Source organism: Paraburkholderia hayleyella, assembly GCF_009455685.1.
Taxonomy (GTDB): domain Bacteria; phylum Pseudomonadota; class Gammaproteobacteria; order Burkholderiales; family Burkholderiaceae; genus Paraburkholderia; species Paraburkholderia hayleyella.
In genome coordinates this window covers 1,477,763-1,500,999 of record NZ_QPES01000001.1, presented here as the reverse complement: position 1 = coordinate 1,500,999, position 23,237 = coordinate 1,477,763, and the positions used below count along the sequence as shown (strand labels likewise).

The window sequence follows — 23,237 nt, the reverse complement described above, 5'->3', positions numbered from 1 at the left end:
ATCCCTGCCTGCAAGTGCCGGGCTGTCACCGCCTCCCACGCTCACGTCCCGCCTTGTGACCCAGGTCCGCATTCGCACCCAATCAATAGATATACGACAACCAGACAATAGATATCCGGTAAAATTCCAGCTCAACAAACAGTGCCTGAAAACACCCCTCGGGACACACCATGACACCCTCACTCGACACCCTCGATCAAGCCACCCTCGAACAACTCGCCGAAGCACACAGCGTGCGCGGTGCAAGAGTCATAGCCCAAGCCGGGGGTTGGGCCCTGGCCATTCAGTACGGTTCGTCCGAAAAGACCCTGGCCGTAAGGCGAGGGCATGTCCGAATCTGGCCAAAGTTTGATACTTTGATCGTTTTCCTCCACCGGCTCGGCATCATGCAATTTCACGTTGACACCACCGCTTACGATCCCACCACCCGGCCCCAGCGCCCCCGCGGCGACGCCGCCGCACGCCTGCGCCAGGCGCACGAGGCCGCCGCTTACGACGCCTGGCTGTGCCAGCAGGTGCAAACCTCACTGGACGACCCGCGCCCCAACGTGACGCAAGCCGCCGTCACGCGCGACATGAACGAGCGCAAAGCCGCCCTGCGCGCGGCCCTGCCGGATTCAGCGCCTGACACCGCATCAGGCACCGCATCCAGCACCGCACGCGGCCGCTCATCTTCCCGACCTGGCGCCGCCCGCCCAGCGGCGAAAAAATCTTGAGCGTCGAATGGCGCGCACGCGCGCATGAAGACCGCATCAAGCTGTTCGACTACATCGCCGCCCACAACCCAGGCGCGGCCATCGCCTTCGATGACTCCATCGAAGCGCTGACCCGCGCCCTGCCCAGCCATCCCGAGCTGTACCGGCTCGGCCGCGTCAAGGGCACGCGCGAAATGGTGCTGGGCAGCGGCTATGTGTTGATCTATCGCGTGCTCAGGACAAACCTCATCGAAATCGTGAGGATCATGGGCGCCCGGCAGCACTATCCCGGACGGCCCTGGAAAAAATAAGCGGAAGGCCAAGGGGCCGCCAGAAGTCTCGCAAGCCCTGAAGCACCGCTTCACGCATCGCCGCATGGCGCGCCTTGCCAGCGCCGCGCGGCTCACCGGTCCTTGCGGTCCCGGTACACCTGCGAGCGCATCGCCACCAGCACCGCCTGGGTCCGGCTCGGCACATCGAGCGTCGTGAAAATCGCCGACACATGGGCTTTCACCGTTTTTTCGGTCATGTTCAGGCGCTCGGCGATATCGCCATTGCGCAGCCCTTCGCACAGCAAGCCCAACACTTCGCGCTGACGTTGCGTCAGCTTCAGCACCACCGCATCGGCATCGTTTTGCACGCGCAGCGCCGCGCGTGGAAACGGCTGGGCCGTCAAGATCTCGCCGCGCAGCACGCGCCGCACCGCATCCAGCAGCACCGCGCTATCCGACGATTTATGAATAAAACCGCAAGCGCCCGCCGCCAGCGCGCTGCGGTAGTCCTCGGGGTCATCCGAGGCCGAGAGCACCAGCACCGGCGCATCCGGCCGCGTGCGCCGCAGCCGCTCCACCAGCGCCGCCCCGGTCATGTCCGGCAAGTAATAATCCATCAGCACAATCGACAGATCCGCAATCGTCCCCAGCGAGCGCACCGCCTCCTCGCCACTCGATACCGTCTGAATCCGCAGCGCCGGTTCGCCTTGCTCCAGCGCCAGCGCCAGTCCTTCCCTGAACATCGCGTGGTCGTCCACCAATAACGCGGTTGCCATGTTGTTTTTGTCCTTCGTTTCCGGGCTTTCGCCCCGCTCCTGCCCATGACAGCCTGTGAGTGAGCAGGCGTAACTGCTGGCGAAAGCCGTGTTAATGCCATGGCGCGTCCTGCGCGCCATCTCAATAAAGCCCCGGCACGATATCACCGCGACCGGCCAGATGCGAGCCTGCCGGTTCAGATCGGACTTTTTGCAGCGGGCATGGAACTCAAACAGCGTAAGCGTTACTTAGCCTGCACATTCAACCTTAGATGTCGACGACCATGCCTACTGCACAGACTCAACCGCTGTCACCCGGCCAGATTGCGATTGCCGAGACTGAAAAATCCCTGGCCGAGGTCCATGCCCGGATCAAGGCGACCAACGAATATCTCGCGGAATCCAACAAGGACTTCAAGGAGATGGTCGAGTTGATGCAAACCTACGTGCCCGACTTCGAGCCGGAAATGTTCGCCAAGGCGCATGCGCTCGCGGTCAGCATCGAACAACTGACCACGATGAGCGACGACGCACCGGCGGCAGACACCGCCACAACACCTGCCGCAACGCCAGCCGCCGCCTCGACACCCTCTGCGGCCAAGCCGCGACGCCGCACCCGCAACCTCGTTTAAGCCTGTTTTTCAACGGCCGGGGCACCTCTGCCGCATCGCATGGCATCGCCTCGGGCCCGTTTCTGTTTCATCACTGGAGTATCGCTATGGGCAGCGCCGTACTACACCCACATTCCACCCAACCCTCGAAGCCGAATCGGTGTGACACACCCTCCGGAGCCCACGCCGACAGCGTTGCGCCATCGGGCCAGCGCCCCGATCTCGCCGCGCCCAACGCTTGCGCGGCAGAGCGCATCGACGCCGTGAAGCGCAACGGTTACGGCCAGACCGTGCCGATGAGCAGCGACAGCCAGAATACGATCGCCGTGGAGTTCATCACCGCCAGCGCGTCGGTCACCAACCTGAAGCTGCAAACCGATGGCATTGCGATCTTCGAAAACAGCATCAAGTGGCGCTCCTACCAGATCCAGCAATTGCAGGTCTTCATCGACATGCTCAACGACTCGATCCACGGCAGCAATACTTCGACCTATTTGCCGCTGCGCAAGGTCGACATAGACAGCCTGATCGACCCCAACGGCCAGCCGCTAGCGTTCTCCCCCTCCTCACGCGCTTCGCCCACTGGCAAGGATGACCTCTGGTACACCAGCCGCGAAAGCAAGGAATACCTCGAGCAGGTGCTCGGCATGACCTGGGACACGGATTACACGCGCGGCCCCTCGAACAAGGACGCAGCCGATGCCACCGTGGGGCAAATGCAGACGTGGATCAAGATCTGCCAGACCACGCAAAACACGCTCACCACACTCAACCAGCAAGACACCGGGCAAATCAACAAGATCGAGGGTCAATATCAGACCGACATCAACCAGGCCACTGATTCGATCGCCGCGATGACTGCCGCGGGGCTCTCCGTCTTTACCTGAGCCAAGCCGGATCGCCCGGATCGCATCCAGCAACCGCCGCCGGACAGTTTTTGCCGCCCTGCTTTTTGCTTTGTGTCCGCTTTGTATCCGTTGTATTCGCTTTGTGCTTTTTGCTTTTTGCCACACTAATTTTTCCTGGAGCTCACGATGAGCGCAGCAATCGACAACCGGTCCGCCAAGCCCGACGTCTCCCATCACGCCCCGCTCGACCATGAGCGCCACGCGCGGGTCCATACCGACAAGATCAAGCACGCCAGTAAAGGCTTAAACCGCCACCAGGCGAGCTACAAAAAGGAAAAGACCCCGCACGTCTCCAGCCTGAAGATCATGCAGTTGCGCGAGGATCTGGAGCGCAAGTTCGGTTACGACGATCCGAACGACGACGACAGCCAGGACAACCAGCCCATCAACCCATCGACCGATGATCTGAAGCAGCAATCGAAGCTGTTCAGCGGCACGCCACGGCACGAGGAGCATCAGCAGCCAGGCGCCGCCCAACCGGGCCGGCCCACCGGCACAGGTCTCGGCGCCGCGCGCAAGGAACAGGCCGCGGCGGCCTGGCTAGGGGCGGCGCCTATTACGCCCCCGGCGAGCTCCATGCCTGAGGTCAGCGATTTCAACATGGGCATCGAGGTGATGCTGATGGCGTTGAACAGCATGAGCATCCAGCAGGCTTCCGTGGAGGAGTACACCAACGCGATGAACGCCCGCACCGATCAGGCCAAGCTGGTGGAAGCCGCCATCACGGCGTTGCAGAACACCCAGGCCGGCGCGGCCCCGGGGGCGACAAGCACCCCGTTCAACGGGATCGATACCTCGTCGCTCATCGACTCCAACGGGCAGCCGTTCCAGTGGCCGCCAGGCACATGGAATAATACTGATGGCAGCAACACCCCTCCCGCAGGCACCTCTCCCAGTGCGATCACTGACGTTTACCTCGCCAAGGTACTGGGGCTCAGCAACGTCCCCCCCTATGACTCCACTAAATCCCCCGATACGACCTACGGCGCATCGAACGACCAGATGAGCAAATGGGTCGATCAGTTGCAGGTCCAGCAAAGCACACTGAGCAACAGCAACGCCAAGGACATGATCAACCTGCAAACCAACATGGGGCAGTACCAGACCGACGGCACCGAAGCGGCCCAGATCCAGGAGAAGTGCTACACGATGAATACCACCATCATCAGCAAGATCTAGGCGTCACACGTGCGCCAGCGGCCCTTCTGCGGCCAGGCGCCCGGGTTTCCCCGCTCCATGGTTGTCGCCCTGCGCGCGTGCCCGAACAGCCCGCGCGGCCCTTTTTGCGTCCGGCTTCTTTGGCATCCAGCCTCTTTGGTATCCGGCACATCCGGCCCGTCCCGCGCGACAAAATATTTTCGTTCTGGTTTTTATGCATGAGGTAAAGCATGACTGCACTCATCGATCACACGCGTTCCGCCCGTCTCGACACAGAACGGCACACCAGCATGGTCAAGACGTGCCGCGACGACGTCAAAAAACGCGAAAGACCCACGACCCCCAATGCCCGCAAGATGTACGACTACATGTGCGGCACGCTCTCCAGCAGCGATAACGATCAGGACGACGTCGACGGCGACGTCGACGTCGCCACGCTCAATCCGGATGCGCAAACCGACACCAACGCCTATGTGCCAGAACAGCCCGCCCGGGAAAAGCCCACTCCGGAACAGCACGGGAGCGGCTCGCCCGCAGCCGGACATGACGCTTTCACCGCCCCCGCCCCCACTGACGATTACACCGCCGCCCCACCCGCGCACGACGATCAGCGCCTGACCTTTACCCTGCGTCCCGCGAACAGCCTGCCCTATCTGGGCGATTTCAATATGGCGATCAGCGTGGCGCAGATGGAAATTTCCGGAATGGACGTGCAGCAAACCGCGCTCCTGCAGCTCAAGTTCGGCGCGGACCTGAGCAGCTACTCGGCCAAGCTGATCCAGGCCGCGATCACCATGCTGCAAAACAGTATCGAAGCCAAAAACATCGGCTCTGACTCCGCCTATGAAACGCTGACCTCGCTGGGCGACTGGCAAAGCTTCGGCAGCGGGCCCAACGGTGGAACCTTCGCCTGGCCTAATAACACGTTCATATACTGGTACCAGCGGACCGGCCAGAGCGGTGACCCAAGCACTCCCATCTCTCCCGCGGTGAGCGACAGCGTGATCTCAATGATGTTTCTCCAGTCGGTTTTGGGCCTCCCGGGATCAAACGCTCCGGACATAGGCGAATCCTGGTCCAAGCCCAAGATGCCCAATGGCAACGACAATCCGGATATAAAAACGTGGAGCTATATCTACACGGTTCCGGTCGGGACCATTAAAACCTGGACCACGACGTTGCAAAGCAGGATGAGCACGCTGACCACCAATAACAGTCAGGCCATGAACAACATGGAGAACGCCACGAGTCAGTACCAGACTGCCGTCAGCACCGCCGCGCAAAACCTGCAAAAGATGATCGACATGCTGATGTCGCTCATCAGCAAGCTGTAAGCCCTGCGCACGCTCCCTCAAACGCGCCTTCCAGAACGGCTGCCACGGAAAACGCGCGTTTGATGGAACGGTTTGCCGCGAATTGTTACTCACCCTCTGAAACCCTTGCTGCAAGCCGCTTCCAACTTAAATCAGGGCCATGACGCGTTCGGGTCCGCGCCAGCCCCCGAACGCAAGAACCCAGAACCTGCCCCCGGTGCGCTCCGGCGTACTTCCCGAGCCGCCGGGGCAAACCAAAAGCCAGAGATTCAAGGCAGTTTGAAGCCCTATATAGCGAGACGCAGGCTTTTACATGACCAGTCAATCGTTTGCCCAAACCCCGATCCAGCAAGCGGCCGCCGAAGCGCTCAGCCCTATCCAGCAGGCTGCGCAAGCCGCACTCAGCGCCATCCTCGAAGGCGTGACGCCGGGGCAACTGGCCGGCATCCCCCCCGATGGCTACGAAACGCTCTACGCGCTCGGCCACCGGCTATATCAGCAAGACGAATACCTCGATGCCCTGCGCATCTTCGGCTTTCTGCTGACACAAAATTTTCATGACCGCCGCTTCATGCTCGCCTTTGGCGCCACGCTGCAAATGCTAGGCCGCTTTGAGGAAGCCCTGAAGTACTACGTGGTCTGCGGCACGCTGAAGCTGGACGACCCGGCCCCAGCGTTTCATCTGGCCGAATGCCTGCTGAAAATGGGCCGCACCAGTGACGCCCGCGAAGGGTTTGAAGCCATTTTGATGGATGGTGAAAGAACGGGAAAACACCATCCATTTATTGACCGCGCACAGGCAATGCTGGATCTGCTGTCGCGCGAATCCTCCCCAAAGGAAGCTGTATGACTACTTCAATCGCTGCTAAACCTGTTCTCGCTCATCCTGCGCTGGATGCCTTGCCGCAAAACGGCAAGCTCGCGGCGCCGCTGGAGCTGGGAAGCACAAGGTTGCACGACAAAAAACAGGCTCAGGCCGATCAGGCGCTGACGCTCGCGCTCGATTCAGTCCCGCAAGGGCTGACATTTTCCAGCCAGAAAGTAGAGCTGGAAGCGCCTGCCGATCCGAGCCTCCTGAACAACATGGACAGCACCCGCATCCTCGGCATCCTGAACGCACTCGGCAAGCGCCCGAGCGGCGGCAGCCAGGACGCCAAGACCAAAGAAGCCAAGGGTCAGGCCGGCCATGGCCACGCGGTCTCGACAAACGTCGACGACATGGGCTCGCTGATGCTGATGCTCGGTCTGATGCAAGGCAACCTCGCCGCCGAGGAAGCGTCCGCGGCCACCAGTGACATCACGACCTCGAACGAGACGCTGGCCGCGCGGCAAAAAGCCCAGATCGACGCCCTGCAGAAACAGCTCGACGCCCAGGCCAAAGCCGACAAGGTTCAAAGCCCGGTGCTCAAGTGGTTCACCAAGATCGCAGCCGTGGTCGGCGCGGTCGTGGGTGTGGCCGCGGCCATTGCCCTGTCAGCCGTCAGCGGGGGCCTCGCCACGCCGCTGCTCGCCGTGGCCTGTATCGGTCTTGCCGCCGCCACGTTCGACCTGGCCAGCACGATCAGCCAGGCCAATGGCGGCCCCTCGTTCGACATCAGCGGGCCCCTCGAGACGAAGATCAGCAGCGGACTGATTGCGCTGGGCGTGCCGAAAAGCAAGGTCGATGGCATCAGCAAACTGATTACCGGGATAGCCCTGTCCGTCACGGGGTTCGCGCTGATCAACCCCTCGTCATTTGGTGAAACCTTTGGCGGTATCGCCGAACTGGCGGGCGCCAGCCAGGACCAGGCCGCCTACGTCGCGGGCGCCTTTACCGCGGCGCTCGAAATCGGCATGGCGATTGCCGCTATTGCCATGACCGGCGGCGCCTCTGCCGCTGGCGAAGTGTCCGAAGCCACCGGCCTCGTCGGCAAGATCCAGCAACTCGTCATGCAAGGCGGCGCCAAGCTTCAATTTGGCATGAAGTGCGTCAACATCACCACCGATGTCGTGTCGGCTGGCGGCAACATCGCTGCCGGCGGCGTCAATATTGATGCGAGCGTGCTGCAGCGCTCGGCTGACGAACTGACTGCGCAAGGCACCTCGCTGGGTGCGGATATTGCAAGCCTGCAAATCGAAACCGCGCAGGATACGCAAGTGCTCAACACCGTCATGAACTACTACAAGTCCTTGCCGCAACTGATCTCAAGCATCATTAAAAGCCTGGCTCAAGCGCGCCAGCAGGCCACCTCGATCGCGGTGGCCTGACCTTCTGCCGCGCCCTGGCCATAAGGCCATGGCGTGGCGCGCTTGTGAAAACGTAACGTTGCCAAAGGAATTCATCATGACAGCCATTGTTTCCAACCCGTTCGCGGCACTGACCAACACCTTGCCCACAGGCTTTGCCTCACCCGCACCCACGCTGAAAGAACCCTCGCACTCCGTCAAACACGGCGCGATGGTCACGTCCGTGCTGACGCAAGGCAAATCGCCCTTGTCCAGCACCGATTCAGAAATCGATGCGCTCAACGCCGATATCGACAACACCCAGCTCAACCCCACCACAGCCGCTCAGCCTCCGCTGACCTACGCCCAGCGTGAGCGCGGTCTGGCGCTGGCAGCGATGTCGGAAAATACCTTTTCGATGGCTCAGGTGTTCAGCTTTCTCACGCAGTTGCTGACGATGTTCGCGGATCTCCGGGCGAAGAACAATCTGATCCAGCAGAAAAGCAACCAGCTGAATGTCGAGGCCATTGCCGATAAAGCCAACGATCAAGCCGCTGCGGCCAAGTCGGCGTTTATCGCGGGCCTCCTCGCCGGCATTGCGGGCGTCGCGGGCGGCATGCTGGCATTAGGTTTCGGCGTCATGTCAGGCCGTGCCACCAACGATTCCAAAGCCTTCATGATTCAGCCGGATGCGCCCGAAACAGCCACGCTCAACAACCAGCAATTCGACGAATTGAATGAACCGGTTCTGCACGGCACGACGGGCGAAGAAGAAAACCTGTCGTTCGCTGACGTCCAGAACAACTACATCATCGAAACGGACGATCAGGTAGCGCTCGAGCCGCAAGATGAGGTCTTCAAGCCTCACTCTGAGCAAATGCAGGCGCAAGCGTCCCAGCCTTCCGCGGCGCCCACGACAAGCGCCAAAAAACTGGCTGCCGGCATCAGCCAGGATGATTCGCTCAACGCCCTGAATGGTGCAAACCCGCCGCAAACCTCGAACGGCGTGCTTGAGCAGGATATCGAGCTGGACGTGATCAAGAGCCCGAAGGCGACCGAAAACGCCACGGAGTCCGTGCTCGATACCCAGGAAAAGATCCAGTCCAGCATCGAAACCGGTGCCACGACCTCGTCAGATACCGAAACGCCTGACATGTCGACGGTCAGTCTGGAAAAAGCGGCCTCGCTTGACGACCCGGACGCCCCGGACGCCCCATCGCCGACGGACACGGCCAAAGCCGAGGCGGCAGCGAAAAAACAGGCGGAGATGAACAAACAGCACTTCGAGATGCATCTGAACCAGGCTGGCGCGTGGAGCGAAAAGGGCCGCGCACTGTCGACGCTGAGCGATGGCCTCAGCAATTTTGTGGCCGCGTTCTTCAAGAAAGCCTCGGATGCCCAAACAGCCGCCGCCACGACGCAAGATTCTTTGGTCGCGCAAGATCAGGCGAACAAGGACATGGCGAACCAGATGTATCAGCAGTTCGACAGTGCAGCGGCAACCATTATCGACGGTGAAAAGCAGCTCGTGCAAAGCATGAACGCCGCTGCCCAGCAGGTTCGTTTCTCATGAACCAGGCCGCCCTCATGCCGTCCGCCGCCCAGGAAGAAGAAGAGCAGGCGCTGGCGCTTCTGCACCAGGCGCTGGCCGCGCATGCGGCGGCTTCTCCCCTGCCGGCCGAAGCCCTGGCTGCCGTCGCGGGTTTGGGTCACACCCTGCTCAGCCAGGGGCGTTACCTCAAGGCGGTGGATGCTTACCGCTTTCTGGTGATTCATGACCCGGTCACGCTGGCGTACCGCTATGGGCTGGCCCGCTCGCTGCAACTGGCTGAGCTGTTCGAAGATGCCTTGATGCAATACCAGACGGCGCTCGTGCTGGATGGCAACCCCTCGACCTACGGCCTGCGGCTGGCCGAGTGCCAGTTGGCGCTCGGCCAGCGGCCGCAGGCGCTCGCCACCCTGCGCATGGCGCTGGCCAACCATGACCCCGCGACGGGCTCGGCCTCCGCGCTGACCCGTGTGCAACAACTGTTATCCGTTCTGGAAGCCCATCATGAAGAAACCCGTGTCCAAACCGGTGAATGAGCCGCTGGACAGCGATGAAATCCGCCTGCTCACCAGCATCGGGTTCATTGCCGCCAGCGTCGGCGCATTGCGTTACGCCACAGAGATTTTCGAGGCGTTGCGTGTGCTTCGGCCTGGCGCGCCGTTTCCCTATATCGGCATCGCGGTGGCGATGATGAATGCCGGACGCCCCGCCGATGCCGCGCTTTTTCTGCAACGTCATGCCACCCCTGCATGCCCGACCGACGTGACGTTGCAGACCTTTCTCGCGCTCGCGCAGCGGCAATCCGGAGAAAACGGCCGCAGCGAAAAACTGCTGGGCGACATCGTGCAGCGCAAGGACACACTCGCCTCCGAGCGGCGTCTGGCCCAAACCCTGCTGGCTAATCCGCCGCGCTGAATGTTCGGCGCCCGCCAGGGGCTGGGCCTGAACCTGAATCAGGGCCGCCTGCCGTGCGTCGATTGTCATGTGCGGCACAGGCTGCTCGACATCTGTTTTTTGTTTTTTGTTTTGTGTTTTTGCCTGACCCTTCGGAGATTTGCCTCATGTCCGCCGCCGCCCCTATCAACCCGCTCGCCGCCGATGCGCTCTCTAGCGTCACCTCTGACATCGCGGTCACGGACACGTCAGTCGCGGCCCCCATGGCGGTTCCCGTTCCGCCTCCGCCCAGCCAGGCGACGCTCGAAGCATTTCGCAATGCGCTCGCGGGCGCCACGCCACCGGCTAGCGTCACGCCAACCAGCGTCACTGGCGCCACCGCCAATGCCCGTAACGTGGCCAGCGCTGCCAGCGCAGGCGCGGGCAGCGCCGACACGGGGCTCGCCAGCACACCGATTGGCGCACGCATCATCGACAAGCTGCAAGGCATGTCGAACACCATGGACCACAACTTCCGCATCGCCGACCAGGCACTCAGTGGTGCGGGCACGGTGCACGACATCATGCGGGTGCAGATGTCGCTGGTGTCGTGGTCCTACCAGACCGAACTGGTCACCAAGGCCGTCGCCAAGGCGTCGCAGGATGTCGATCAACTACTGAAGATGCAATGAACCTCCGTCTTTGTTGTGCCGCCCTCTCCGATTTCACCGGCGCTCTGGCTCGCGGAGCAAGCCTCCGGTTTGTCGCGCTCACCCGTCTGATGCCTCGGCGGCGCACCGTCGCCATCGCCCTCACGGCCTGCATGCTGGCTGCCTGTAGCGGCCGCACCGAGCTGCTCTCCGGCCTGCAGGAAAACGAGGCCAACGACATGCTCGCAGTGCTGCTGTCGGCGGGTATCGGCGCGGACAAGGAAGTCAGCAAGACCGGCGCGACCGTGCGTGTCGATACCAACCGTGTCGCCCAGGCCGTCTCCCTGCTGCAAAGCCAGGGCCTGCCGCGCGATCCGCACGTGACCTTCGGCGATGTGTTCCGCAAGGACGGGCTGATCTCGTCACCGGTTGAAGAGCGCGCCCGCTATGTGTATGCGATGTCGCAGGAACTGTCCTACACGCTGAGCAAGATCGACGGCGTGCTCGTGGCGCGCGTGCATATCGTGCTGCCCGAGCAGACCACGCGCGGCGATGCGCCCCCCCACCGTCGTCGGCGGCGATCTTTATCAAGTACCGGCCCGATTCGCCGCTCGATACGCTGCAGCCGCAGATGCGGCGGCTGATCGCCGATAGCATTCCGGGCCTCTCGCCCGACAAGATTTCGTTCGTCTTCGTGCCGGGTGAAGCGGCACCGGTATTCAACGCGCGCCCGGCGCAAATGAGCAGCTTGCTGGGCGTGCGGGTCGCGCCTGAATCGTTCTGGCTGCTGGCCATCCTGCTGGGTGGGGCATGCCTCATCACGCTGGGCGCGCTGGGCTATGCGCTGCGGGGCAACGCGGGCAACCTGCGCCTGCCCGTACGCCGCGCCGTGCCGAACGAAGCCGCCGACGATTAGCCGGAGCCCCTCATGTTCAGCCCTGAGCTCTGGCGCGCCGTTTTCGAACACCATCGCGCACGGGTGCCCGCGCTAGTGGATTTCGTGCTGAACCCCGCGCATGGCGCGCTGCCTTCGCGGGTGGCGCGGGCCTTGCGCGTCAGTGCCGAACCGGTGCGCGCCACGCTGCCCTACGATGCCCGCCCCTGGTCGCGTTGCCTGTTGCTGGGCTACGCCGAACTGGAAGCGGCCAGCCCCGAACTGAACTGTGACATGGACATGATCTGGTTTGCCAGCCAGGGCGCCGCGCAGCAAATGCGGGTCGCCACGCATTTAGGTGCGCTGCAGCTCGCACTGCCGCTGCGCCGCCGCGTCAGCCGCGCGCTGCTGGCGCCATTCGTCGAGCGCGACATGCTGGATGCCGTGCGCTTTGCCCAGCGCCAGCCCGCCGCCGACGACGCTTTTTTGCTCGAAGAAGCCCACGCCTGGAGCAGCGAACAGCTCGCCCAGGCCATGGCGCCGTTAGGGCTGGCCTGCCTGCACCGGGCGCAAGCGATGGTGCCTGCGCGCCTCGCCTGGCGCTGGCAGTTGCGCCGCCCTACCGCTTCGATCCGCACCGACATGGAGCCCGCCCTGGCGTGGCGCATGTCGCTTGATGTCGCCCGCCAGCTGGAGCCCGTATGGTTTTCCTAAGCCGCCAGCCTGCCGCTGCCAGCAGCACCGAAGACAACACCGAAGGCCATCTGCCGCCGCGCCATCCGCCAGGCCAGGTGGTCCTGCGGCGTGAGGCCGTCTGGCAACTGAACGACGCGCAGCAGATGCTGGCCGAAGCCCGCGCCGAGGCCAGCCGTCTCGCACGCGCCGCGCAGGATGCTTACGACGAAATGCGCGAGCGCGGCTACAAGGATGGCCGCGAAGCGGCCAAGCGCGAACACTCGATGCACATGATCGAGCAGGTGGCCAGTTCGCTGGGCTATCTCGAACAGGTCGAAACCCGCATGGTCGAACTGGTGCTCAGCGCGGTGCGGCGCATCGTCTGCGATGCGCCCGAACATCAACGCGTGACGGATGTCGTGCGCAGCGTGCTGGCCACGGCCCGCACCCAGCCCCAGTTGACCTTGCGCCTGTCGCCCTCGCAAGCCGACCTGATCCAGCCCCGGCTGGACGCGATCCTCTCGGCCTACCCCAACATCCGCGCCGTGCATGTGCAGCCGGATACGCATATCGCGCCGGATAGCTGCATTCTCGAATCCGATCTCGGCTTTATCGAAACCTCGCTCGAAACCCAGCTCGATGCGCTGCGCACCGCCTTCGTCAAGGTACTGGGCGAAGGCCGCAGCAGCGAGTCCACGCCGCGTCACAGCCCCGGCGCCTTCGGCCTCCCGGCCGAAGGCCACGACAGCGGCTACGCCGGCACGCTTCCCGGTCACCAGGACCTGCAATGAAACAGTACGGCCACATCATGGATCTGATGACGCTCGCGGTGCAGGACGCCGAGCTGATCCAGTTCAAGGGCCGCGTGATGCAGGTGGTCGGCACGCTGATTCGCGCCACCGCGCCTTCGGTGCGCATCGGCGAGATCTGCCGTTTGCGCAACCCTGGCGAGCCACACGACATGCATGCCGAAGTCATCGGCTTGACGCGCGATGCCGCGCTCCTGACGCCGCTGGGCAGCACCCACGGCATTTCGTCGTTTACCGAAGTGATTCCCACCGGCAAGGCGCATGAGGTTCCCGTTGGCGAAGGCTTGCTGGGCCGTGTGCTGGATGGCCTCGGCCAGCCGCTCGATCAGGCCACGCACGGCAACTTGCGCCCGGACGCGACCTACCCGGTGTATGCCGACGCCCCCCATCCGCTGGAGCGGCGCGTGATCGACACCCCGCTGCCGCTCGGCGTGCGTGCCTTCGACGGCCTGCTGACCTGCGGCGAAGGCCAGCGTATCGGCATCTTCGCCGCGGCCGGGGGCGGTAAATCGACCTTGCTCGGGATGCTCGCCAAAGGCGCGGAAGTCGATGTCACCGTGATCGCGCTGATCGGTGAGCGGGGCCGCGAAGTGCGCGAATTCATCGACCGCGATCTCGGCCCCGAAGGGCTGAAAAAAGCGGTCGTGGTGTGCGCCACTTCGGACAAATCCTCGATGGAACGGGTCAAGGCGGCCTACGTCGCCACCGCCATCGCCGAGTACTTCCGCGACCGCGGCAAGAAGGTGCTGCTGCTGATGGATTCGGTCACGCGTTTTGCCCGTGCGCTGCGCGAAATCGGCCTCGCCGCCGGCGAGCCGCCGACGCGGCGCGGCTATCCGCCTTCGGTGTTCGCCACGCTGCCCAAGCTGATGGAGCGCCCTGGCGCCACGCTCACGGGCTCAATCACGGCGATGTACACCGTGCTGGTGGAAGGCGATGACATGACCGAGCCGGTCGCCGACGAAACCCGCTCGATTCTGGATGGCCACGTCGTGCTCTCGCGCGAGCTGGCCAACGCCAACCATTACCCCGCTATCGACGTGCTGGCTTCGGTCAGCCGTGTGATGAGCTCGATTGTGGAGCCCGGCCATCAGGCTGGCGCGCGGCGCATGCGCGAGCTGCTGGCCAAGTATCACGAGGTCGAGCTGCTGGTGAAAATCGGCGAATACAAAAGCGGCAGCGATCCGCTGGCGGACGAAGCCGTGGAAAAAATCGACGAGATCCGCGCCTTCCTGCGCCAGGAAACCGACGAGCATTCGAGCTACGACGACACCATGCAGCATCTGGACGTGCTGACGGGTGGCGGACACCGTCCGCGCAGAAGGAATAGCTGATGAGCGCGAGATCCGACACGGAGGCCTTGAGCGAAGTCTGCGACGTGGTCAGCAAACGCGCCGAAGACAGCGCGGAGAAGCTGCGCTTCGCCCGTGAGGTGACCCAGGCGGCGGCACACGAGAACGAAGTGCTGCAACAGCGGGTGGAGCAGCATTTGCGCGCCGCCAAGGATCTCGTGACGATGCTCGACCGCGAACTAAGCGCGGCCCCGGCGACCGAGCGCAAGGTCAACGACAACAACGCCCGCATCAAGGCCAAATACGAAGAGCTGGCGCTCCTGCGCGAGGCCGCCAGGGAGAGCGAGAAAAAACTGGAGGAAGCGCGCGACGAGGAAATGCAGGCACGCAACCTGTACGTCCAGGCGCGCCAGCGTCAGCAAAAACTCGAAGACACCGTGACGCACATGGTGAACGCGAAAACCTTGCGCGCCACGCGCGTCGAAGACAACGAGCTCGATGAAGTCGCGCTGCAACTGCATCAGCAGCATGTTTTGCAAGACGCCGAGGACGAGCAGGCCGGCGCCGACCGCGCCGCCGTGCCCGTTGTCAGCAAGCGCTGGGCAGGCGCGCGCACCGGCCCGGAGCGTGGCAGCGCGGATGCGGCCACGACCACGGCCACGACCGACCTGCACGCGCCTCAGGACAGCGCCACCGCAGCCGGAGACAACAACACCCAAAACCATAAAAAAGACCACGAAGTCGAGGCCAGACCTATGGGAGCTACGCAATGAAAACGGTTCAGACACCCCCTACCGCGTCGCGCGCACCGAGCCCGCATGACGAAGAACATCGCAGCCACGACAGTCTGGCGCCCGGCACGGGCACGCCTGGACTCAACGCCCCGAAAGGCGTCGGAGACGACGAGCGCGAGCGCTTTCGCCGCGCGCTTCAGACGGACGTGCCTGCTGCGGGCGCAGACCAGGTGCTCACGCACCTCGACGTATCCGCTCGCCTCGCACGGCGCGGCGACGGCGACGACAGCGGCAAGCCACGCGAGGCCGCAGACGAGAGCGGCAGCGATGGCCAGCACGACGGCAACCGCCACAGCGTCACGGCCGCGAGCCCTGGCACGCCCCAGCCGCAAGGCATGGGCGACCTGCTACGCCTGATGCGGCGCGGCGCGAGCGCCCAGAGCAGCAGCGACACGCAGCACCGTTACAGCGCGACGCGCCAGGCACTCGATCTCGAACTCGTGATCAGCGCCGTCGAGCGGCTTTGGACCGATGCCGATGGCGGCCGCCACGGCACACTCAGCGCCGAACTTAACCAGGCCACCCTGCCCGGCGTCACGCTCAGCCTCAGCGATGACGGCACCACGCTCTGGGTCGCCTTCCAGTGCCACCTCAAAGCGCCTTACGAGCGGCTTGGCAGCAACCGCTACGTCCTTGCGGAAAAACTTGCCGTGCGTCTTGAGCGCGACGTCATGGTGCAAGTCAGCCATGGCCGGGAACCCACGCTCGAAGCTCGCGGCCTCTACCAGTCAGATGATGAATAACCTTGTTTTCGCGCCCCAGCAGGACGCTGCGCCAGCGGCCGACAGCGCCACCGCCACCCCGGCCACGGCAACGGCGCACCCCGCTCGTGCAGCGGCCGCGTTACGGCTCCCCCGGCTAAGCCCCCAGGAAGCCCTGGCACGCACCGCGATCGCCCAGCGCGCCCGTGACCTGGCGCTGTGCGCCGCCAACGGCTGGCGCATCACACTCGTGCCCATGCCGCTCAGCGACAGCGCCGCGCCTGACGCCGGCACGCCCAGCGCACCGCTCTTCAGCGCGCTGCGCTGGTCGGACTGCCGCTTCGATCTTTTTTGCGCACCGGAGATGGCGGAGCGCTTCCTGCTCGAAAACTTCGGCGCGTTGCCCGCCACCGAGGGCAGCCCGGTACTGCGCCTGATCGCCTTCGAATACTGGATGCAGGATTTTCTGCGGCAAAGCGGCCTGGCCGTGCGCGGCATGCCAGAAACCCTGCCGCACAACGCCACCGCCCCGGCTACCGCATTGCCGTTTCGCTATCACTGGCATGCCCATGGGCCGGGAGCCTCTGCCGGGCTCGCGGCACTCAGCGGCGAGCTGCATAGCGATACCGCCGGCCACCTGCTGCTCGCCAAGTTGCTGAACCGCCCCAGCATGGAGCGCCCGACGCCCCGCACGCTCGCCCATGTACGGCTGCCACAGCGGCTCAAGGTGGGTCACACCCGCCTCACGCGGCGCGCCTTCAGCGCGCTGCGCCCTTACGACGTGCTGCTGGTGCAGGCCAGCCAGTGGCATGAACGCGTTTTGCACATTACCGCTGGCCCTGGACTCGCATGGCATGCCCGTTGCGAAGGCCAGCATCTCGTTGTCACCCGAGGACTGCACACCATCATGGAATACGCCAACGAACCCAATCTCGACGCCGACGACACCTGGTCGCACGACGATGCCCCCCCTGCCCACGAACAGGTTTCGCGCCCCAGTGCCTCGGCGCCCGCGCCCTACGCCGAAGACGATGACGAGGATCTGCTTTCGGGCGAGCCCTCGCACCAGGCCGTGCTGGACGCGCTGGAGCGCGTGCCAGTTACGCTCGAGTTCGATCTCGGGGACTGCGAGATGACGCTGTCGCAGTTGCGCAGCCTCACGCCGGGTTCGGTGCTGGACCTGGAGCGCCCCGTGTCGCAGGCGGTGTCGATTCGCGCCAACGGCACCCTGCTCGGCACCGGCGAGCTGGTTGAAATCGACGGCCGGATCGGCGTCTCGATCGTGCGCATAGCGTTAGAGGAGGACGCCTCGTGAACCTCCCGGTCGATCCGGTTGGCCTCGCGCTAACGCTTGCGCTGTTTTCCCTCGTACCGATGCTGGTCGTGGTCTGCACCTCGTTTCTGAAAATCTCGACGGTGCTGATGATGCTGCGCAACGCACTCGGCATTCAGCAAGTGCCGCCGAATATCGCGCTCTATGCGTTGTCGCTGATTCTCACGTCATACATCATGGCGCCCGTGGCACAGCGCATGTACGACCAGGTCTCCGCCTCGCCGACCGAAACGCGCAGCCTCGACACGTTTTTCCACCAGATCGACTCCGGCGCCGAACCCTTGCGCCATTTCATGATGCGCAACTCGCAGCCCGCGCAACGCGACTTCTTTCTCGATACCGCACACCGCCTCTGGGGCAAGGACACGCCCGCGGACCTGAAAGAAGACAACTTCATGATCCTGATGCCCGCCTTCATGGTGAGCGAGCTGAAGGTAGCGTTTCAGGTGAGCTTTCTGCTCTTCCTGCCGTTCCTGCTGATCGACCTTGTGATCTCGAACATCTTGCTGGCGATGGGGATGATGATGGTCTCGCCCACCATGATCTCGCTGCCTATCAAGCTGTTTCTTTTCATCATGCTCGATGGCTGGACCCGTCTGATTCACGGCCTCGTGCTGTCCTATTTATGAATACGCCGGATCTCACCGCCTATCTGGCGCAGATGCTGTATCTGACGCTGCTGCTGTCCTTGCCTGTGATTCTCGCGGCCTCGGCGGTAGGTGTGCTGATGGCGATCCTGCAAGCGCTCACGCAAATCCAGGAGCAGACGCTGCCGATCGCCATCAAGCTGATCGCCGCCGGTGTCACGCTGTTCATGACCGCCAGCTGGATGGGCAGCGAGATGTTCATGTACGCCATCAGCATCTTCGATATGCTGCCGCGCCTCGGAGTCCACGGATGACCGAGCTGGACCTGCCCTTGATGTTTGGCCTGCCGCCGAAGGCGCTCGCGCTCGGCTGGCTCACGGCGCTGCCACGCATGACCGCGTTGTGGGCCGTGGTGCCGATCCTCACGCGCCAGACGTTTCCGGGCTTGCTCAGCCTGTCGGTCAGTGCCGGTTTTGCGCTGCTGCTGGCGCCGACCATCGGACGCCATTTCGGCCCTGATGGTGTATCGATGACGCTGATGCTGGTGCTGGCCACCAAGGAGCTGCTGCTCGGGCTGATGCTGGGCTTTTTGCTGGCGCTGCCGTTCTGGGCCATCGAGGCGCTCGGCTTTCTGATCGACAACCAGCGCGGCGAAAGTATTTCCGGCACGCTGAACCCGTTCGATGGCCAGGACACCTCCACGCTCGGCCAGCTGTTTCACATCGCCTTCATCGTCTACATCTTCACCAGTGGCAGTTTCACGTTGTTGCTAGGCATCCTGTACGACTCGTATCTGTGGTGGCCGCCGTTATCGTTCTGGCCAAAAATGACGTTGGCCGATACCGCGTTCTGGCTGCACAGCCTGAACCACATGGTCGAGATCATGTTGCTGCTGGCCTCGCCGGTGGTGCTAGGCATGCTGTTCGTCGAAATGGGGCTGGCGCTGATCTCGCACTTCGCGCCGCAACTGCAGGTGTTCTTTCTGGCGATGCCGCTCAAAAGCGCGCTCGCCTTCATGGTGCTGGCCGCCTACACCCCCACGATGTTCCATTACATCCAGCAGTACGTGAATGAGCTGCCGCTGGCCTTGCCGAATATGTCCCAGATGATGGGGCGGCAATGACCGAAAAGACCGAACAGCCCACCCCCAAAAAGGAACGCGACGCGCGCGAAGAAGGTCAGGTCGCGCACAGCAAGGACTTCTCGCAAGCGGTGCTGGTGCTGATTACGCTCTTGTGGCTGATCTTTGGCGGCAAGAGCATGGCGGAGCATCTGGGACACGCCATTCTCGCGCCCGCCGACCTGCTGACGCTGCCGTTCACGATTGCGCTCGAAGCCATTCTCAAGCGCATGGTGAGCGAGCTGGTCTGGCTGATGCTGCCGTTCGTGCTGATTCCGATCGTGTTCGGGCTGATCGTCGAAATCGCCCAGGTGGGGGTGACGCTGTCGTTCAAGGCGCTGGTGCCGACGGGCAAGCATCTGAACCCGGTCGAAAACGCCAAGAACATCTTTTCCAAAAAGAGTTTGTTCGAACTGTGCAAGACCGTCATCAAGATCACCGTGCTGTCGGCCATCGTCTGGCTGCTGCTGTGGCACAACCTGCCCTCGCTGGTGTGGCTGCCCAGTTCGAGCATTGCGCAATGCGCGGCGGTATTCACCAGCTTGCTGGAAAAACTCACGCTGTTCATGGCGCCGGTTTATGGCACGCTCGCCGCCGCCGATGTGATCTGGCAAAAGCGCCAGCATCACAAGGAACTGATGATGAGCCACGACGAAGTGGAGCGCGAATTCAAGGAGATGGAGGGCGACCCCCATATCAAGCAAAAGCGCAAGGAGTTGCACAAGGAGCTCTCGAATAACAAGGACGTGCAGCGCAGCGCTTCGGCCAGCGCGCTGGTGGTCAACCCGACGCACGTCGCCGTCGCGCTGTACTACGACGAAGCCCGCACCGCGTTGCCGATCGTCTGGGCCAAGGGCGCGGATGGCCTCGCGCGGCAGATGATCCAGGCCGCGAAAGCGGCGAAGGTACCCGTGTTGCGCAATATCGACCTGGCGTGGAAGCTCTACGAACAAGGCGAAAAAAACCAGTACATCCCGAGTGAGCTCATCGGCCCCGTGGCCGACATCATCCGCGTCGTCAACGATATGAAAAACGAAGGACAGCTATGACTGATCTCCTGCAAGCCTGCCCCGGCCTTGAGCACTATCTCGCCCAGCGCCAGTTGCACCGCTCGATGTGGCAGCCGCGCGGCGAACTCGAACTCACGGTCAATGAAAACCTGGTCTTGCGCCTGACGCTGACCGGGCTGCATGCCGTCGTCGTGCAATGCCGCGTGGCAACCCTGCCGCTCGGCGAAACCGCCCGGGCGCGCATGCTGCGCGAAGCGCTCGAAGGCACCGGCATGCTGCTGGCGCAACTGCCCGGCGGCCTTGCCATCGATCCCTCCAACCAGCATCTGTGGTGGCAGGACGCCTTCAGTTGCCAGGCCAACGAACACGAAATCGATGCGGTCCTCGAACAGTTCATCGATGCGGTCCGTACCATCCGCGACACGCTCGAACATGGCAACGCGCCCCGTCCTTCCTCGCTTTTTGATTTGCGCTCACGTATATGACCTTTACGACCTGGGCGACCTGTGCGCCCCACTCCTTTTTACGCCGCCCGCTGTGCACCTTGCTCACGGCGCTGCTGCTGGCAGGCGCCAGCCCGCTGGCGAGCGCGGCGGCCCCCTGGCCCGCGGTCAATTATTCGTACTACGCCGAAAACACGCCGGTGCAACGCGTACTGGCCGACTTCGCGGCAACCTTCAGCCTGAGGCCGCAAATCAGCCCACTGGTCAGTGGCCGCGTCAGTGGTCGCTTCAATACCGCCACGCCCTCCGAGTATCTGAACCGTCTGGGCGGCATTTATGGCTTCACCTGGTTTGCCTATGGCGGCGTGCTGTACGTCAATCCAGCCAACGAGATCGTCACCCGCACACTGCCCGTCAGTGGCGGCAACACCATCGCCGCGCGCGAAGCGTTAAGCGCGCTGGGCGTGATCGATCCGCGTTTTGGCTGGGGTGACATGGCGGATTCGGGGGTCGTGATGGTGTCCGGGCCGCCGCCCTATGTGGACCTGGTGGAGCGCATGCTGAACAGCCTGCCGCGCGTGGACCAGCGCCAGACGGTCGCGGTATTCCGTCTGCAACACGCGCAGGTGGATGACCGGCAGATTCAATACCGCGATTCGCAAATCATCGTGCCTGGGGTGGCCACCACCCTGCGCAACTTGCTGATGGATGCAGGCAGTGTCGGCAACTCGATGCGCGCCGCCGCGAAGCCACCGGGCAGCGGCCCGGCGCCGCTACCGGGGCTGCCCGCGCTATCGCCGATGCAAGCCTTGGGGAGCAACCCGGCGGCAGCGGCCGGCATGGCCGGTATGGGTGCCATGGGAGCAGCAGGCGCGATGGGAGCAGCGGGCGCGGCAGGAGCGGCAGGCGGCGGCGATGTGAGCGGTACCGGCAATCGCGCAGCGGTCGAAGCCTTTCCGGCGCTCAACGCCATCGTGATTCAGGATTCGCCAGACCGCATTCCGGTGTACGCCGCGCTCATCAAGCAGCTCGACGTGCCGACCGCCGTGATCGAAATCGAAGCGATGGTGATCGATATCAACAAGGCGCGCATGGATCAGCTCGGCGTGACCTGGAGCGGCCAGATCGGGAATATCGCGGGTTCGGTGGGTTCGGGCGCGACGGTTGCCTCTGTCGGCCTCGGCGCCGCAGCGGCAGCCGCGGGCGCGGCCGCGACAGGCGGCGCGAGCCTGCTGGCGAGCGCGGGCAACTACTTCGCCAGCAACATCCAGGCGCTGGAGCAAACCGGCGATGCGCACGTGGTCTCGCGTCCGTCGGTGGTCACCAGCGACAACATCGGCGCGGTGCTGAACCTGAACCAGACCTTCTACGTGAAGACGGTGGGCGAACGCGTTGCCTCGGTCACGCCGATCACCGCCAATACGACGCTGAAAGTCACGCCGCGTGTCGTGATCCGCGATGGCCGCCAGGCCATCCAGATGGCGATCGACATCCAGGATGGACGCGTGTTGTCGAATGCCGTGGATGATTTGCCGACGGTCGTGACCAGCGCGGTCAGCACCCAGGCGATCGTGCGTAACGGCGAGAGTCTGCTGGTGGGCGGCTACGACACCGACGAGGCCACGGTGACCGCAGCGGGCGTGCCGTTCCTGAGCAAGATTCCATTGATTGGTTATCTCTTTGGCAGCCGCTACAGCATGAACCAGCAGCGCGAGCGGATGTTCCTGATCCGGCCGCATATCGTCACGCTGGCCAGCGATGTCGAGCAAAGCGCGCCGCCGGGCAGCCTGCCGAGCATCCAGGCGCCGGTGCCACAGCCGTTCCCGGCGCTGCCGCCGCCGCCCGTGCCCGCGATGATTCCGAACCAGCAGCCGTATAGCATCGCGCCGCTGCCGCGCTGAAAGAGGAAGCGGAACGCGTGAGAAATCACGCAAATCACGCGTTCCGGCGCACCCCAGGCGCACCGCGCACGGCTCCTCCGTGCGCGGTGCGCTTTTTTCGTTTTATTCCTGTCTAAATCAGATAAAAAATCAAATAAAATCAGACAAATCCGGCTTAAAGAAAAATTATTTAAAAACGGAACGGTTCGACGCAAACGGTTACCTAACAGGTATTCGTTGCATGGTGCCGTATTGTGCAATACAGGCACGCTGGAGAAGCTGATGAAGATGAGTCAAGTCTGAAGAAAGGAGATTCCGTCATTACGCTACGACACAGACACGTTGTGACGTTATGCGCTCATGCACTTCGCATATTCATGCGCGTAATCCGGTGTGATTCGGTTAAAAATGAATTCACGTCTACCAACGGCAAAGGCCGGGCTCGCGCCCCCCTCGGCCGGGATAATCGCGCTTTTATCCGGGCGCGATCACCCGGGGTTTAATTGGGATAGTCATTAACGAATGATCGCCTATACTGCCGGACACATTACCGCTTACCGCATCATCCATTTGCTGCAAGCTGACTGAAAACCCTAATTATTATTCATTGAGTGAATTCAATCGGGGTTTTCTGAAAACCATGCAATAGCACGCTGCCGTGCCGCCGAATTTTTTCTTGATTAGTCATTTGATCTTAATCACGTAACTCACAGATAAACTACAGACAAAA

At 63.0% G+C, this 23,237-nt stretch carries 28 protein-coding genes; 26 read left to right on the top strand and 2 right to left on the bottom strand.

Annotated features, from left to right (window positions below; genetic code table 11):
* Positions 1–179 precede the first annotated feature (179 nt).
* On the bottom strand, positions 180–398 hold the full coding sequence (locus GH657_RS18005) for a hypothetical protein (protein ID WP_174769896.1): 219 nt from the start codon (positions 396–398) through the stop codon (positions 180–182).
* Between GH657_RS18005 and GH657_RS18000 the strand changes: the two genes are divergently transcribed.
* Together GH657_RS18000 and GH657_RS06895 are read left to right on the top strand one after the other, a co-directional pair.
* Positions 387–716, top strand: a complete 330-nt coding sequence (locus tag GH657_RS18000; RefSeq protein ID WP_174769895.1) for an antitoxin PaaA2 family protein — start codon at positions 387–389, stop codon at positions 714–716. The two genes, GH657_RS18005 and GH657_RS18000, sit on opposite strands and share 12 nt — an antisense overlap.
* A complete protein-coding gene (locus GH657_RS06895; RefSeq protein WP_153100020.1) occupies positions 713–1,006 on the top strand; it encodes a type II toxin-antitoxin system RelE/ParE family toxin in 294 nt (97 codons plus the stop codon). Before GH657_RS18000 ends, GH657_RS06895 begins: the two co-directional genes overlap by 4 nt.
* A gap of 92 nt (positions 1,007–1,098) precedes the next feature.
* On the opposite strand, the gene GH657_RS06890 is transcribed toward GH657_RS06895, so the two are convergent.
* The gene (locus tag GH657_RS06890) at positions 1,099–1,743 is read right to left on the bottom strand and encodes a response regulator transcription factor (RefSeq protein ID WP_153100019.1); all 645 of its coding nucleotides are present in this window, start codon (positions 1,741–1,743) and stop codon (positions 1,099–1,101) included.
* Between the two features lie 263 nt (positions 1,744–2,006).
* Here GH657_RS06890 and GH657_RS06885 point away from each other — a divergent pair, with 263 nt between their 5' ends.
* From GH657_RS06885 to sctC, 24 genes are all read left to right on the top strand, one after another.
* Entirely contained in the window at positions 2,007–2,354 is a 348-nt protein-coding gene (locus GH657_RS06885; RefSeq protein ID WP_153100018.1) for a hypothetical protein, read from the top strand.
* Positions 2,355–2,440: 86 nt separating this feature from the next.
* The gene (locus tag GH657_RS06880; RefSeq protein WP_153100017.1) at positions 2,441–3,220 is read left to right on the top strand and encodes a hypothetical protein; all 780 of its coding nucleotides are present in this window, start codon (positions 2,441–2,443) and stop codon (positions 3,218–3,220) included.
* Between the two features lie 147 nt (positions 3,221–3,367).
* Positions 3,368–4,420: a hypothetical protein gene (locus tag GH657_RS06875; protein WP_153100016.1), complete on the top strand. Its 1,053-nt coding sequence runs from the start codon at positions 3,368–3,370 to the stop codon at positions 4,418–4,420.
* A 209-nt stretch (positions 4,421–4,629) separates the two neighbouring features.
* Complete coding sequence (locus GH657_RS06870; protein ID WP_153100015.1) at positions 4,630–5,733, top strand: hypothetical protein; 1,104 nt, start codon at positions 4,630–4,632, stop codon at positions 5,731–5,733.
* Between the two features lie 292 nt (positions 5,734–6,025).
* On the top strand, positions 6,026–6,562 hold the full coding sequence (locus tag GH657_RS06865; RefSeq protein ID WP_153100014.1) for a SycD/LcrH family type III secretion system chaperone: 537 nt from the start codon (positions 6,026–6,028) through the stop codon (positions 6,560–6,562).
* On the top strand, positions 6,559–7,959 hold the full coding sequence (sctE, locus tag GH657_RS06860) for a type III secretion system translocon subunit SseC family protein (RefSeq protein WP_153100013.1): 1,401 nt from the start codon (positions 6,559–6,561) through the stop codon (positions 7,957–7,959). The genes GH657_RS06865 and sctE overlap by 4 nt, the downstream gene beginning before the upstream one ends.
* 76 nt (positions 7,960–8,035) lie before the next feature.
* Entirely contained in the window at positions 8,036–9,490 is a 1,455-nt protein-coding gene (locus GH657_RS06855; RefSeq protein WP_153100012.1) for a hypothetical protein, read from the top strand.
* Positions 9,487–10,002: a hypothetical protein gene (locus tag GH657_RS06850; protein WP_153100011.1), complete on the top strand. Its 516-nt coding sequence runs from the start codon at positions 9,487–9,489 to the stop codon at positions 10,000–10,002. The genes GH657_RS06855 and GH657_RS06850 overlap by 4 nt, the downstream gene beginning before the upstream one ends.
* Positions 9,971–10,381 carry a tetratricopeptide repeat protein gene (locus tag GH657_RS06845; RefSeq protein WP_153100010.1) on the top strand — a complete coding sequence of 137 codons (411 nt, stop codon included), beginning with the start codon at positions 9,971–9,973 and terminating at the stop codon, positions 10,379–10,381. Before GH657_RS06850 ends, GH657_RS06845 begins: the two co-directional genes overlap by 32 nt.
* 146 nt (positions 10,382–10,527) lie before the next feature.
* Complete coding sequence (gene sctI / locus GH657_RS06840) at positions 10,528–11,031, top strand: type III secretion system inner rod subunit SctI (protein ID WP_153100009.1); 504 nt, start codon at positions 10,528–10,530, stop codon at positions 11,029–11,031.
* A complete protein-coding gene (sctJ, locus tag GH657_RS06835) occupies positions 11,028–11,633 on the top strand; it encodes a type III secretion system inner membrane ring lipoprotein SctJ (protein ID WP_153100008.1) in 606 nt (201 codons plus the stop codon). Before sctI ends, sctJ begins: the two co-directional genes overlap by 4 nt.
* A complete protein-coding gene (locus GH657_RS06830; protein WP_153100007.1) occupies positions 11,621–11,905 on the top strand; it encodes a hypothetical protein in 285 nt (94 codons plus the stop codon). The genes sctJ and GH657_RS06830 overlap by 13 nt, the downstream gene beginning before the upstream one ends.
* 12 nt (positions 11,906–11,917) lie before the next feature.
* Positions 11,918–12,577 (top strand): hypothetical protein, encoded by a 660-nt coding sequence (locus GH657_RS06825; RefSeq protein ID WP_153100006.1) that lies wholly within the window; start codon positions 11,918–11,920, stop codon positions 12,575–12,577.
* Positions 12,565–13,329 (top strand): HrpE/YscL family type III secretion apparatus protein, encoded by a 765-nt coding sequence (locus tag GH657_RS06820; protein ID WP_153100005.1) that lies wholly within the window; start codon positions 12,565–12,567, stop codon positions 13,327–13,329. Before GH657_RS06825 ends, GH657_RS06820 begins: the two co-directional genes overlap by 13 nt.
* Positions 13,326–14,681, top strand: a complete 1,356-nt coding sequence (sctN, locus tag GH657_RS06815) for a type III secretion system ATPase SctN (RefSeq protein ID WP_153100004.1) — start codon at positions 13,326–13,328, stop codon at positions 14,679–14,681. The genes GH657_RS06820 and sctN overlap by 4 nt, the downstream gene beginning before the upstream one ends.
* Positions 14,681–15,412: a hypothetical protein gene (locus tag GH657_RS06810; RefSeq protein ID WP_153100003.1), complete on the top strand. Its 732-nt coding sequence runs from the start codon at positions 14,681–14,683 to the stop codon at positions 15,410–15,412. Before sctN ends, GH657_RS06810 begins: the two co-directional genes overlap by 1 nt.
* Positions 15,409–16,176 (top strand): hypothetical protein, encoded by a 768-nt coding sequence (locus tag GH657_RS17995; protein WP_174769894.1) that lies wholly within the window; start codon positions 15,409–15,411, stop codon positions 16,174–16,176. Before GH657_RS06810 ends, GH657_RS17995 begins: the two co-directional genes overlap by 4 nt.
* Positions 16,121–17,449, top strand: coding sequence for a type III secretion system cytoplasmic ring protein SctQ (gene sctQ / locus GH657_RS06805; protein WP_174769893.1), 1,329 nt, complete (start codon positions 16,121–16,123; stop codon positions 17,447–17,449). The genes GH657_RS17995 and sctQ overlap by 56 nt, the downstream gene beginning before the upstream one ends.
* Positions 17,450–17,508: 59 nt before the next feature.
* Complete coding sequence (gene sctR / locus GH657_RS06800; RefSeq protein WP_246174130.1) at positions 17,509–18,096, top strand: type III secretion system export apparatus subunit SctR; 588 nt, start codon at positions 17,509–17,511, stop codon at positions 18,094–18,096.
* Positions 18,093–18,368: a type III secretion system export apparatus subunit SctS gene (sctS, locus tag GH657_RS06795; RefSeq protein ID WP_153100000.1), complete on the top strand. Its 276-nt coding sequence runs from the start codon at positions 18,093–18,095 to the stop codon at positions 18,366–18,368. The genes sctR and sctS overlap by 4 nt, the downstream gene beginning before the upstream one ends.
* Positions 18,365–19,177, top strand: coding sequence for a type III secretion system export apparatus subunit SctT (sctT, locus tag GH657_RS06790; RefSeq protein WP_153099999.1), 813 nt, complete (start codon positions 18,365–18,367; stop codon positions 19,175–19,177). Before sctS ends, sctT begins: the two co-directional genes overlap by 4 nt.
* Complete coding sequence (gene sctU / locus GH657_RS06785; protein ID WP_153099998.1) at positions 19,174–20,223, top strand: type III secretion system export apparatus subunit SctU; 1,050 nt, start codon at positions 19,174–19,176, stop codon at positions 20,221–20,223. Before sctT ends, sctU begins: the two co-directional genes overlap by 4 nt.
* The gene (locus GH657_RS06780; protein WP_153099997.1) at positions 20,220–20,669 is read left to right on the top strand and encodes a CesT family type III secretion system chaperone; all 450 of its coding nucleotides are present in this window, start codon (positions 20,220–20,222) and stop codon (positions 20,667–20,669) included. Before sctU ends, GH657_RS06780 begins: the two co-directional genes overlap by 4 nt.
* Complete coding sequence (gene sctC / locus GH657_RS06775) at positions 20,666–22,528, top strand: type III secretion system outer membrane ring subunit SctC (protein ID WP_153099996.1); 1,863 nt, start codon at positions 20,666–20,668, stop codon at positions 22,526–22,528. Before GH657_RS06780 ends, sctC begins: the two co-directional genes overlap by 4 nt.
* The last annotated feature ends 709 nt before the right edge of the window (positions 22,529–23,237 follow it).